We start from the raw sequence: 13,624 nt of genomic DNA, 5'->3' as shown, positions 1-13,624 counted from the left end.
ACACCGATCCGCCGCCCGCCCCGACTCCGCAGCTCCGCCCGGCAACCGGACGTAGAGCAGCCCCGGCGGCCCGCCGCACGGGCGGCCGAACTCCCAGCGTGACTCTCGGAACCAGTAACCCTGACGACGGGAAGCCCCAGCCTTGTCCGTGCATGACACCCCCCAGGCTCCGTACATCCCCCAGGTTCCGTCTCTCAGGCAGCACCCCGCCGACTTCCCACGGCGTGAGTCCTCGGCCCCCACCTCCCTCGACACGCGGCTCGTCGAACCCTTCGACGACGGTCCGCTCGTCCTCACCGGTCTGTCCTACGGCGGACGGCGTCGCGCGAAGAACGGCTTCCGGGTCGAGCCACTGGACTGCGACCACTGGGAGGTGCTGGAGAGCGGTACCTCGCCGCTGGGGGCGGCGGTCCTCGGCGCCGAACTCGCCGCGCTCTCCGACGCGCCCGCCGCCGCGTCCGCCGCCGCGCCCGTCGCCGCGCCCGTCGTCACCGAGGAGGCGTGATGTCCGGCTCCTCCGTGCCCGGGTCCTCACCGTCGGGTTTCTCCGCGGCCGGTTCCTCCGCGGCCGGTCCGCTGCTGGCCGATGCCGTGCTCGAACAGGCCCGCCTCACCCCCGACTCCCTCGCTGTGGTCGACGGCGATCACCGACTCGACTACGCGGGCCTCGACCACGCCTCCCTGCGTGTGGCGAGCGGCCTGCGAGCCAGGGGTGTCCGTGCGGGGCAGGCCGTCGCGGTCCGCCTGCCGCGGTCCTGGCAGTTGGTGTGCGTGATGCTCGGCATCCGCCGCGCCGGGGCCACCGTGGTCCCGCTCGACGCGCAGAGCCCCGCCGAACGCCGCCGGCACATCCTCGACGACTCGGCCGCCGTGGCCCTGGTCCAGGACGGCACGGGCGGGGCGACGGGCGGCGACTTCCGCGAGGGCCCCGGCATCCTGCTGGATGTCGACGACCTTCTCGGCGACCTCCTCGGCGGCCTCCCCCGAGAGGACGCGGGCCCCTTCGACGAGGTCACCCCGGCGACGGACGCGGCCACCTCGTTCCTCTTCTACACCTCGGGCACCACGGGCCGCCCCAAGGGGGTCGAGGTCAAGGACGCCGGGATCATGCGTCTGGCCGACCCCGGCTTCCTCTCCCCCACCGCGGGCGCACGGTACGCGAGCATCTCCAACCCGGCTTTCGACGCCCTGAGTTACGAGGTCTGGGTACCGCTCCTGACCGGCGGAACGTGTGTCGTCCTGAGCGACGAACAGGTCCAGAACCCGCAGCTGCTCGCCGAGACCCTGCGGCACGAGCGGATCGACGCCCTCTTCGTCACCGCGGCCCTCTTCAACGCCGTCACCGACAGCGTGCCCCACTGCTTCGACTCCGTCGGCCACGTCCTGATCGGCGGCGAACAGCTCAACGCCACCCGTGTCACACGCTGGTACCGGGACAACCCCGGCACCACGACATGCCTGGTCAACGCCTACGGACCCACCGAGTCCTCGACCTTCGCCCTGCACCACCGCGTGCCCCGCGACTTCGACGGCGACACCGTGCCGGTGGGCCGTCCCGTGCCCGCCACGGACGCGCTGCTGGTCGTCGACGGCTCACGGGCCGCGGAGACCGACGAGATCGGTGAACTGTACTTGTCCGGTGCCGGATTGGCGACGGGCTACCGCAACCTGCCCGAGGAGACGGCCCACCGTTTCGCCCCGCTGCCGTGGCACGACGCGGGACGCGCCGTCTGGTACCGCACCGGCGACCTCGCGCGCCGTGACGCCACGGGGCTGTTCACCTTCGTCGGGCGGGCGGACCGCCAGGTGAAAGTACGCGGCTTCCGCATCGAGCCCGGGGAGGTCGAGCAGCAGCTCGGCGCGCACCCCGCCGTCCGGCAGGCCCGGGTCTGCACCCGGCACGACGTGGACGGCGCGCATGAACTGCTGGCCTATCTCGTCCTGGGCGCCGAGCTGACGTACGAGGAGTACGAACGCCATCTGACGGCCACCCTGCCCTCGTACATGCGCCCCCATCGCACCCATCTGATGGACGCCCTGCCGCGCAACGCCAACGGCAAGGTCGACGACGACGCCCTGCTGGGCTCCACGACGCCCGCGTGGCGGCGTACCTCCCGTGCGGCCGTCGAGGTGACGGACGCGCAGCGCGAGGTGCTGGACATGGCCGAGAGCGAGCTCGGGGTGTCGGGGCTGCGGACCGACGACCGCTGGATTCCCCAGGGCGGGGACTCGCTCAAGGCGCTGCGTCTGCGCTTCCGCATCCGGCGCCGCTGGAACGTCGAGGTGCCGCAGTCGGTCGTCCTGCGGGAGGACTTCGCCGCGCTGACCGAGGCCATCACCTCCGGGACCTTTGGCTCCCCCGGCGCGGACCAGCGGCCGCCGCACCCGTCGGTGCCGGAGCCGGGCGGACGCCGTTCCGCGCCGGCCACCTCCGAGCAGCAGCGCCTGTGGCTCCTCGACCGGAGCGATCCGCACAGCCGCGCCTACGACGTTCCGCTCGCCTTCCACCTGCAAGGCACCGTCGACGAGGACGCCCTGCGCGCCGCACTCACCCGGCTCGTCGCCGCACACCCCGCCCTGCGTACATCTTTCCGGTCCACCTCGAAGGGGTTGCTCCAGGAGATCGGCGACCCCTTCGACCCCTGGGAGCGGGCCGACGCCCTCGACGGTGAGGACTGGGAGCCTGCGGCACGGCGGTTCTTCGCCACGCCCTTCGACCTCGCCGAGCCGCGGATGCTCCGGGCGAGCCTGCTGCGGACGTCCCACGGGTCGGTCCTCCTCCTCCATCTGCACCACATCGCCGTGGACGGCTGGTCCCTCAACGTCCTCTTCCGCGACCTCACCGCCTTCACCGCACAAGCGGCGGGCGGCGAATATTCCGGACTCGAAGGAGCGGAAGAGGGGTCCCCGTCCCGTCACACACCGCTCGATTTCGCGCTGTGGCAGCGGCGTTGGCACCTGGAGCCCTCCTACGACGAGCAGCGGTCGGCGCTGCGCCGGCGCTATGCGGACCTGGAGCCCTCCCCGCTCCCGGCCGCCGTCGCGAACACCGACGACACCGTCGACACCGCCGACACCGGTGCCCGGCTGCTGACCGCGTCCCTCGACCTCGTCCAGCGCTCCCGGCTGGACCGGCTCGGGGCGGAACTCGGGCTCACCCGTTTCCAGCTCCTGCTCGCCGCCTTCTCCTGGAGCCTGTACGGCGTGACGGGCCGGACCCGGCCGCTGGTGGCGAGCCCCGTCTCGGGCCGGCCGGTCGGTGAATTCGCCTCCACCGTCGGCATGTTCGCCAACACCGTGCTGCTGCCGTTGCGGCTCCAGCCGGGTGACGGGCTGCGTCAACAGCTCGGCACGCAGGCCGCCGGGGTCCAGCAGATCCTGGACCGGCAGGACGTGACGCTCGCCGATGTGCTGACCGACCACGACTTCGGCGGCGGCCCGCTCTTCGACTTCATGTTCGTCCTGGAGAACACCGACTTCGGCGCGCTGTCGTTGCCGGACTGCCGGGTACGCCCCGCCTGGCCGCAGCCCCTCGACACCAAGTGCGCGCTCACCCTGTCCGTCGTCGAGCAGGACTTCGGATTCGACTGCCTGTGGGAGTACGCGGCCGGGCGCTTCGACGCCGAGCTGGTGGCGTCCGCCCATCGACTCTTCGTACGGGCGATCGATCTGCTCACCGCCGCGGAAGAGGACGAGGACTGGAGCCCGGGCCAGGACGAGCCCACATTGACAGCCCTGGTCGCGCCCTACCGGCGTACGCTCCCCGATCCTGGACGAGGGGCGCGGAGCACACCCGCGTTCACGACGGTGGCGGAAGGCTTCGCCGCGCAGGTACGGCGGACTCCGCACGCACCGGCCCTGACCACGGGCGACCGTACGCTCACGTACGCCGAACTGGACGCGCACGCACGGGTGTTGGCAGCCGAGTTGGCGAACCGGCTTGCGCTGCCGTCCGATCCCGGGGCGCCCGCCCGGGTCGCGCTGCATCTCACGCCGTCGGCCGAGCACATCGTGGCCCTCCTCGCCGCCGCGCAGCTCAACCTGACCGTCGTACCGCTCGATCCCGCCTACCCGCCCGCGCTGCTGCGCCGGGTCCTGCGGGACGCGGACCCCTTGTGCGTCCTGACCGCGGTCGGCGCGCAGGAGGACGTGGCCGGGATCGCGCCGCCGGAGCTGCCACGGCACCCGATCGAGCTGGCCGCCGCCGTGCCCTCCGCGCCGCGACCGGCTCCGCACGCGGGCCTGAGACCGCTCTACACGCTCTTCACCTCCGGCTCGACCGGCACGCCCAAGGGTGTCGACGTACCGGATCTGACCTTGTGCAATCTGCTGCACTGGCAGAGCGAAGCGGGCGGTCTCGGCGAGGCCGCGGTCACCCAGCAGTTCTCGATGCTGTCGTTCGACGTCTCTTTCCAGGAGATCTTCTCCACGCTGTGCTCGGGCGGACGCCTGCATCTCGTGCGCCCCGAGTGGCGGCAGGATCTGCCCGCCCTGCTCGACCAGCTGGAACAGGCCGGTGTCGAGCGGCTGTTCCTGCCCTGTGTGGCGCTGCAGCTGCTGGCCGAGCACGCCGTCCACCTGGGTCGTTTCCCGTCGCGGCTGCGTGAGGTGGTCACCGCGGGCGAGCAGCTGATGTGCACCGACGCCATCCGCGACTGGTTCGCCGGTCTGACGGACGCCCGGCTGTTCAACCATTACGGGCCCACGGAGACCCATGTCGTCAGCGGGCTGTGCCTCGACGGCGACCCGAGGCTCTGGCCGGCCCGCCCGGCCATCGGGCGCCCGGTGGCCAACGCGGTCCTGCGCGTGACCGACGACAGCGGCGAACCCCTCCCGCCCGGCGCTGTCGGCCGGCTGCTGATCGGGGGCCCGATGGCCTCGCCCTGCTATCTCGGCGACGCGGAGCTCAACCGCTCCCGGTTCACCGAACTGCCCGGCCACGGCACGTTCTACCGCAGCGGCGACCTGGCCCATTTCGACGCCGACGGGCTGCTGCACTTCGACGGCAGGGACGACGACCAAATCAAGATCAGCGGTCACCGGCTGGAGCTGGGACAGCTGGAGGCCGCGCTGCTGCGGCACCCGTCGGTCATCGGTGCCCTGGTGGCCCTCGACGGCGATTCCCTCGTGGCGCTGCTGCAGTGCCGCGGCGACGATCCGGATCTGCAGCAGCTCAACGCTCACCTCGCCGGGCAGTTGCCGCCCTTCGCCCGCATCCGTACGTTCCGCAGGGTGGAGGCGCTGCCGCGCACGCCGAGCGGCAAGCTCGACCGGCGCGCGGCCACCACCCAGGGGCGCGAGCTGGGGAGTGGGCTGCCGCCCGAGCCGCCTGAGCCGCCTGCACTGACTGCATCGTCCGAGCCTCTGGGCCCGGGGGCCCTGGAGTCCGCCGTGTCCGCGCTGGAGACCCGGCTGTGCGAGCTGTTCGCCACGGTGACAGGCAAGCGGGTGCTGCCGGACCAGCGGTTCTTCGACGCGGGCGCGGGCAGCCTCGACCTCATGCGTTTCCAGCTGCGCTGCGGTGTCGAGCTGGGCCTGTCCTTCACGGTCGCGGACCTCTTCGAGCACGTCACCGTACGCAGCCTGAGCCGGTTCCTCGCCGCGTCGGACCCGACTCCGGCCGGTGCTACGACCACGACCACGGCTACAGCCTCAACTACTGTCCCGGTCGAGCGGAACGGCGGCCCGGACGAGCCCATCGCCGTCATCGGGATGGCCGTACGGCTGCCGGGCGCCCCCGACCTGGCGTCGTTCTGGCGGATGGTCGAGTCGGGCGAGCGGGGCATCGAGCACTTCCCCGCCGCCGAGGGGCGTGTGGGCGCGCGTAGCCAGATGGACGGGCTGCTGGCGTTCGACCCTCAGCACTTCGGCATCAGCCCGCAGGAAGCGCGGCTGATGGACCCGCAGCAGCGGCACCTGCTGATGAGCTGCGTCGAAGCACTCGCCCACGCGGGCATCGCCGACCCCGCCGAGAGCCGCGTCGGCCTGATAGCGGGCTGCGGCGAGAACACGTACTTCCAGTCCATGCTGCGTGAGGCCGACCCCGCCGCCCTCCCGGACGGGTTCCGGCTGGCCCTCCACCATGACAAGGACTTCCTCGCGACCAAGGCCGCGTACCACCTGAATCTGACCGGACCCGCCTTCACGGTCCAGGCGGCCTGCGCCAGCTCCCTCGTGGGCGTGCACATCGCGGCAGGGCTCCTGCGGCAGGGCGAGGCCGACGTCATGCTGGCCGGCGGAGTGCTGGTCGACACGCTGCTGACGGACGGGTACACCTACCGGCCGCAGCACATCTTCTCGCCCGACGGCCACTGCCGGCCCTTCAGCGACGACGCCGCGGGCACCGTCGGCGCGAGTGGCGTCGGTGTGGTGGTCCTCAAGCCGCTGAGCCTCGCCGAGCGCGACGGCGACACCGTGTACGCGGTCGTCACCGGGTCCGCCCTCAACAACGACGGCGCCTCGAAGCTCGGCTACAGCGCGCCGTCCGTCTCCGGACAGCGGGAGGTGATCCGGACCGCGCTGCGCCGCAGCGGCCGTCCGGCCACCGACCTCGGGTACGTCGAGGCGCACGGCACCGGGACCCGGCTGGGCGACCCCGTGGAGGTCGGCGCGCTGCGGCAGGCGCTCGACCTGCCCGACTCCGCCTCGTGCGCCCTGTCGTCCGTGAAGAGCCAGATCGGTCACCTGGGTGCCGCCGCGGGTGTCGTCGGCCTGGTGCGCGCGGCACTCGCCGTCCACCACGGGGTGATCCCGCCGAACGTCGACTTCCGGCGCCTCAACCCGGAGATCGGCGCCGACCCGGGCCCCTTCGACATCCCGACGACCGCGCGGCCCTGGCCGGCGGGGCGTCCGCGCGTGGCCGCCGTCAGCAGTTTCGGCATCGGCGGCACCAACGCCCATCTGATCCTGGAGCAGCACTCGCCCTCCGCGTCGGCGCGGACACCGGAGGACACCGGTCACAACGCCCCCACCGGCCGCCTGGTGCTGTCCGGCAGCAGCGAGCAGTCCCTGCGTACGGACGCCCGGCGCATCGCCGACCATCTGGCCGCCGCTCCGCAGACGTACGACCAGGTCCTGCGCCATCTGCGGGACGGTCGCCCGACGCGGACGCACCGGGTCGCGGCCGACTGCCCGGACGCCCAGGCAGCCGTGGCGTGGCTGCGGAGGGTCGCGGACGGATCGGTGCGTACGGCGGCCGGCGCGGACGCCGTTACGGAACCGGGGCAGGGCCGGGCCGATGCGAGCGCCGGTCTGCGGCCGGGGACTCACTCCGCTCCCCCGCCCTGGGACTTCCCGCCCCCCGCCTTCGCCCTGACCGACCACGACTTCCCACGCGCCGCCCGGCAGCCCGAGCAGCCCGATCAGCCCGTCATGGCGGCCGAGGCCGCCGCCGATACGCCACCGGTGCGGATGCCGGAGGACGAGTGGTTGTACCAGACCGAGTGGGCGCGGCTGCGACGGGCCGTCCCGTACACCGGGTCCCTGTCGGGGCGCCCGGTCGTGGTCGTCACCGACGGCACCTCGACGCCGGTCGACTGGAAGGCACTGCACTCCGCGCACAGCCGCGTCGTCCACGTCACGACCGGGACCGCGTACGCCCGGTCCGGCACCGACCGGTACGAGGTCGACCCCGCCGATCCCGCCTCGCTGGCCCGGCTGCTCCGGGACGTCGGACAGGACGCGCCCCAGGGGTTCGAGTGGCTGCACGCGCTGCCTCTCGGCGTCGGAGGGCCGGTGGGCGAAGCGTCGTTGGAGGACGCGCGGCGCGTCTGCCTCGACCACACGGCCGCCCTGTGCCAGGCCGTGGCGAGCCTGCCGCCCGACGCGCGCCCGCGCCTGTGGTGGCTGTCCCACGGCGCGCAGCCGGTGACGGGCGAGGTGTCGCGCCCCGAACTGGGCCTGCTGGCCGCGGCGGTGGAGGTTCCGCGCCAGGAACTCGGCCTGGACGCCGGTTGGATCGACCTGCCGGGTGCCGACCCGGCCGACTGGGCCCATCTGCTTCCGGTCGTCCTCACGGACACGTCCACGAGGGCCGCCACGAAGGCCGTCCCGGGGACCTTCTCGGGGGCCTTCCCCGAACGCCGGATCGCCCTGCGGCAGGGCTACTGGTGGCGGCCGGTCGCCCGGTCCGTACCGCGGCCGGCCCCCCAGTCCGCCGGGCTCCTGGGAGGTGCCGGGCTTCTGGAGGGCGACGGCACGCACCTCGTCCTCGGCGGCACCGGTGGCATCGGTACCGGAATCGCCGCCTGGCTGCTCGAACACAGCGACGGGCGAGTGGCGTTGCTCGCGCGCCGCCCCCGACTGCCCGCCGCCCTCGCCCGCTGGTCCGACCGTGTCACCCTCGTCGCGGCCGATCTCGCCGAGGAGCCGCTGGACGATCTCCTGGAACGGCTCGCACCCCACACCGGCCGCCTCCACGGCATCGTGCACGCCGCGGGCAGCGCGTCCGGCGCCCTCCTGATCCGCCGCGACAGCGAGGCCATGCGTGACGCCGACCGGGCGAAACTGAAAGCCGTCCTGCTCACCGAGCGGCTGATCGCCCGCCACCGGCCGCGGTACGCCGTCTACTGCTCGTCGCTGTCGGCCCTGTTCGGTGGAGTCGGCCAGTTCGACTACGCGGCCGCCAATGGAGTGCTCGACGCCTTCGCCCACCACAACGGCGAGGACTCCTCGGGGACCGTGCGCCTCGGCATCGGCTGGGACGTGTGGCGGGACGCCGGCATGGCCCTCGACACACTCGGCACGGACGCCCGCCACCAGGCACATCTGCGGACGGGACTGTCGACCGCCGAGGGACTGCGCGTCCTCGCCGACGCCCTGCACCTCCAGCTGCCGCACCTGCTCGTGTCCAGTACGCCGCTGGAGGCCTCCCGGTACTTCTACGAGCCCGAGGCGCAGACCGCCGCCGAGGTCACCCGAGAACCGGCCGGGGCTGCGACGCCACCCGACGCCACCGAACTCGTCGAGGCGGCACGGGAGTTGCTCGGCACGGAGACGCTGGACCCGGCGGCGTCCCTGTACGACCTGGGCGCGGACTCCCTCACCCTGCTCGACCTGCTCTCCGAGGTGAAGCGGCTGTACGGGGTCGACATCGAGCTCTCGCATCTCAGCCATCAGGTGAGCGTCAACGATCTCCTCACCCTCCTCGGCCGCCCCGCGCAGGCGGAGGAGCAGACCGACGACCCGGTGACCGTCGAGACCTGGCAGACCGGCGACGACCAGGACGTCCTGTGTGTGATCCACCCGGTCGGCGGAGACATCCAGGCCTATCGGCCGCTGGTCTCCGCCCTGGACGCGCGCACCACGGTCTGCCTCGTGCCCGATCCCGCTCTGCACGATCCCGGCCTGCCCCCCTGGTCGGTCGCCGAACGGGCGGACCGCTACCTCGCCGCGCTGCGCGCCCGCTTTCCCGACCCGCAGATCCGACTGCGGCTCGCGGGCTGGTCGTTCGGCGCGCTGGTCGCGCACGCCATGGCCGCGAGCGCCGAAGCAGCGGGCCGGCCTGTCGACCGGCTGTACCTCCTGGATCCGCCCGCGCCGCGACCAGGAACTCAGGACAGCACGGACAGCCCTGACAGCCCCGATGAAGACGCCCTGCGTGCCGTCTTCGAGCACGAACTGCGGGGCAACAAAGCCCAGTCGGCGTCCCCGCCCACAGAAACGACAGGGACGGCGGGGACGGCGGGGACGGCAGGGACAATGGCGACAACGGGGACAACGGGAACGCCAGGGGCAACGGGAACGACGTATGCCGAACGGCTCGCCCACTGCTGCCGGGCCAACATCTCCGCGATGACCGGCCACACCGCACCCCGTCTGACCCGCACGCCCAGCGCCCTGTGGCTGGCCACCGAGATCACGCCCGATCTGCCCCTCGCCCCGCCCGCGCCGACGGCCGCCGAGGAGTGGACGGCGCTGCTTGCCCGCCCCGTCCAGGTGCACCACGTACGGGCCACGCACTACGAGATCGTCGCCGGGCGGCACGTACAGGACATAGCCCGCGCGATCGACGCCGACCGGTGAGCCACGGCCGACGGCCGCCACCCACTGTCCCCTGCCTCTCCCCCGCCCCTCACATCGGAACATCGAACCCTCGGAGACACCATGGATCAGTTCACCCTCGACGCCATCGCGCGTATCACGACGGCGCCCCGTGAGACCTACGAAAGCTTCACCGTCGACCCGCTGACACCGCTTCTCGGTGCGGAGATCTCCGGCCTCGACCTCTCCGAGGAACTGACTCCGGTCCAGCAGAAGGACATCCGGACGGCCTTCCTGACCCACCACGTCCTGGTCTTCCGCGACCAGCACCTCACCCCTGAGGACCACAAGCGGTTCGCCGCCCTGTTCGGGCCGCTGCACCTGGACTCCCTGCCCGAGGAGGGGGGCGACCCGTACATCCTGAAGGTCAGCGCGAACAAGGATTCCAAGGTCGTCGTCGGCAACGGCTGGCACGCCGACGGGACCGCCGACGACGAGCCCTCACTGGGCTCGATGCTCTATGTGACCGAGGTTCCGGAGATCGGCAGCGGAGGTGACACCCTCTTCGCCAACATGCACCTCGCCTACGACATGCTGTCCCCGGCGATGAAGACGTTCCTGGACGGGCTGACCGCCGTGCACGACGGTGCCCGCCCCTGGCTCACGCTGGGGCAGCTGCCCCCGGCGGAGTACGACGTGCCGCGCAACGAGCACCCGGTCGTGGTGCGCCACCCCGACACCGGCCGCAAGATCCTGTTCGTGAACGGGCCCTACACCTCGCACATCCCACAGCTGGCCGCGGGCGAGAGCAAGGCCGTCCTGGAAATGCTGTACGACCACGTCGCCCGTACGAACCTGCTGCACTGCCGGGTGCGCTGGGAGGCCAACACCCTGGTGTTCTGGGACAACCGCTGTGTCCAGCACCATGCCACCTGGGACTACTTCCCGTACTCCCGCTACGGGCAGCGCGTCGCGATCGACGGGACCCGGCCCCGGGCATGAGCCGGCCCCGGGCCTGATCACCGTCATGACCGCGGGCGCGACGGCCGGACCCGGCCCCGGACCGCCGGGGCGGGCCCGTCCGTCCGCGGCCCTGTCCCTGTCGGGGTGTCAGGGGCGCAGGTAGCGGGTCAGCTGCTCCAGCAGGCGCGCGGCGTCCTGGAGGTTGCGGGCGGTGTCGGAGAAATCCACGGCGAGCAGTTCCCCGGCCCCGTCGTCTTCCTGCCCGTCGGCCCCGGCGACGGGAGCGGGGATCCTCGTCCCGCGGTAGCCCACCGGCTCCCCGTCCGCGCTCTGGCGGTACCCGACGAAGTCGCTGACGCCGTCGGCCGCGGCCTCGGCGCCCCCGTCGAAGAAGCGCACCTCAAGCAGCTGGGTCTCGTCCGCGCCGTGATTGTCGGTGATCCGCAGGCGGTAGTGCCGATGCGCCTCGGGACGGGCGAGCGTGAACTCCCTGCACTGGTAGCGCCCTTGGAAGACCTCACCCGCTCGGGAGTCCAGCCGCGTCCAGGACCGGCCGTCGGAGGAACCCTCCAGCACCCAGTCCGCCGGGTCGCGTTCGGGGACGTCGTTGGCGGAGGTCAGGCTGTAGGCACTCACCGCGACCGGCAGGTCGAAGGTGAAGCTCAGCTCGGGGTCCTGCTCGTGAGCGAGCCACTTGCCGCCCGACTTCACCAGGTTCCGGGCGACCTCGCCGAAGTCCGTGAACTCGTCGCTGGCCCACACCTGCGTGACCAGTTCGGTGACATCGCGCCGCTCGCCCGGTGCCGTGGGCCGTCCCGCGACGACCGGGACGAGCAGAGAGAGCGAGCTGGCCGCGCCGGCGCGGTCGCTCCACGTCACGCGGTCCACGGGGGCGGAGCCGTCGTCGAGCAGCAGCCGCAGCCGGCCGGCCGGGCTCCACACCCCGTCGTGCTCCTCCTCGGTGGTGAAGTGCTGTGGGACGACACCGGCGCCGCGCCCTCCCTGGGGCAGCGGGCCGGTGAGGGTGCCGCGCAGTTCACCGAGGGAGCCGTCGGCGTCCCTGAAGTGGCCGTGGAAGCCTGACAGATCCGTGCGGAACGCCACGGAGGACTCCGCTCCCGTGGTTCCGCGCCACGCGAGCCGGGTGACGGGTTCCCGCTCGCCCGCCGGGTCGTGGGTCTCGCTCCGGTCGAGCTGGAGGCGCAGATCCGCGCCCGGCTGCCAGGCGGAGGCTCCCAGGCGGCGCCGCTCGGTGGCGAAGACCCATCCGGATCGTTCACCGGCCGCGTGCCCGGACGTGCGCAGTGCCCGGCCGTCGTGTCCGACGGAGTCCAACGTGAGGGCCCGCAGCCGTATCACGCCGTCGCCCTCCTTCCCGTCCCCGTCGGCGGCGTTGCGTACCTCCAGGACGTTGGCGCCCGGCCGAAGCGCCGTGCCGGGCACGGTCAGCACGAACTCCCTTACGGTGTCGGGCCCTTCGGCGCCGGGCAGCAGGAAGTTCTTGGCCACCGGCTCCCCGTTCACCTCAGCATCGAGGGGCGCGGCGACGCCGAGCACCGACAGCCGCAGCTCGGTCTCGGCGGTCTCCTCCCCGCCCGGCACCATGAAGTCCACGCTGAGGCGACCGCCGGACGCCACCACCACATAGGCAGGGGCGACCGCACAGCGGTGCTGGCGCACGACGGCGTTCGACAGCCTGGCGGGTCGGGTGGCGAAATCGGCGAAGACAGGATCCATTGCGTTTCCTCACGAGCGTCCACTGCACCGCACACGGTCGGGCGACCGGGCAGTGCTCCATGTCGCCTCGGACACTAACTGCCGCCACTGACAACGCGCCCTGCCCACAGGGCAGTTGGGGGCCGCCAGACCGTTCACGGACGCCATCGGCGAGCGAGCTAGGAGGCCGCCTTGAGGGCCGCTTCGACCTTGGTGACCTGTCGGGAGATCAGTTCGTCCGCCAGCACCGGCATGAACTCCTCCTTCTTGTCCTTGGGCAGTGTGGCGCCGAACCCGCCTCCGGCGCTGAAGAAGCACAGGACATCGGCTGTGCGCACGATCTCGTACACCGTGTGGTGCTCGATCCCGTCCCGTGTGTGGACCATGGTCGCTCTCAGCGCCTCGTCGCCCGAAGCCGTGCCGTCTTCCACGGTGAGTTTCGCCTTCACGGGCCCGCCTCCGGTCTCGGCCCGGAAGGTCACGGACGGGCACTTCCGGAGGGATGCCTCGACCGAGGCGAACACGCGCTCGGCCTGGCCGGCCGGATAGGTGGTCAGCTTGACGCCGCGGGTCACCGCGCCGCCGTCGCGGTCACCCAGATTCAGCACGGTGTACCCGACTGCGCCCTCGCCCCACCCGCGGCGGAGCAGGGTGATCGCGGGCACGCAGGACTCCGGAGTGGCATCGGTCCCGCTGCCCGTCATGTCCTTCGGTGTCTCCTCCCCCAATCCGTGCAGGTACTCGGTGGCTTCGGACTTGCTCAGCCTCGCCGCTTCCAGCTGGTGCTGGGAGAGCGGGCGCGCCTCGGCCGGGGCGGAGGTCTTCGGCTCTTCGGCCCCCTGCGCCGAACAACCGCTCGCCGCCAGGACGCCGAGGAGCATGGCGACGGCCACGGCGTCACGTCTTCGCCGAACGCCGTCACGTCTTCGCCGATCGGAGCCGCCCCGCAGCCGATGTGTACGCG

The 13,624-nt window shown here is 72.4% G+C and carries 5 protein-coding genes; 3 read left to right on the top strand and 2 right to left on the bottom strand.

Going from position 1 to position 13,624, the window contains the following annotated elements; genetic code table 11:
* Window positions 1–142 precede the first annotated feature (142 nt).
* From ACFWGJ_RS05030 to ACFWGJ_RS05020, 3 genes are all read left to right on the top strand, one after another.
* A complete protein-coding gene (locus tag ACFWGJ_RS05030) occupies window positions 143–505 on the top strand; it encodes a hypothetical protein (RefSeq protein ID WP_387321105.1) in 363 nt (120 codons plus the stop codon).
* The gene (locus ACFWGJ_RS05025) at window positions 505–10,023 is read left to right on the top strand and encodes an amino acid adenylation domain-containing protein (protein ID WP_387321103.1); all 9,519 of its coding nucleotides are present in this window, start codon (window positions 505–507) and stop codon (window positions 10,021–10,023) included. Before ACFWGJ_RS05030 ends, ACFWGJ_RS05025 begins: the two co-directional genes overlap by 1 nt.
* Before the next feature lie 81 nt (window positions 10,024–10,104).
* On the top strand, window positions 10,105–10,983 hold the full coding sequence (locus ACFWGJ_RS05020) for a TauD/TfdA dioxygenase family protein (protein ID WP_387321102.1): 879 nt from the start codon (window positions 10,105–10,107) through the stop codon (window positions 10,981–10,983).
* A gap of 108 nt (window positions 10,984–11,091) precedes the next feature.
* Here ACFWGJ_RS05020 and ACFWGJ_RS05015 read toward each other — a convergent pair whose 3' ends face one another.
* Both ACFWGJ_RS05015 and ACFWGJ_RS05010 read right to left on the bottom strand, forming a co-directional pair.
* On the bottom strand, window positions 11,092–12,681 hold the full coding sequence (locus ACFWGJ_RS05015) for an alpha-1,2-mannosidase (protein WP_387321101.1): 1,590 nt from the start codon (window positions 12,679–12,681) through the stop codon (window positions 11,092–11,094).
* 158 nt (window positions 12,682–12,839) lie between these two features.
* The gene (locus tag ACFWGJ_RS05010; RefSeq protein ID WP_387321099.1) at window positions 12,840–13,553 is read right to left on the bottom strand and encodes a hypothetical protein; all 714 of its coding nucleotides are present in this window, start codon (window positions 13,551–13,553) and stop codon (window positions 12,840–12,842) included.
* Window positions 13,554–13,624 lie beyond the last annotated feature (71 nt).

Source organism: Streptomyces sp. NPDC060205, from assembly GCF_042728395.1.
Lineage (GTDB): Bacteria > Actinomycetota > Actinomycetes > Streptomycetales > Streptomycetaceae > Streptomyces.
The sequence above is the reverse complement of the archived record's forward strand: the minus strand, read 5'-3'. Positions and strand labels throughout refer to the sequence as shown.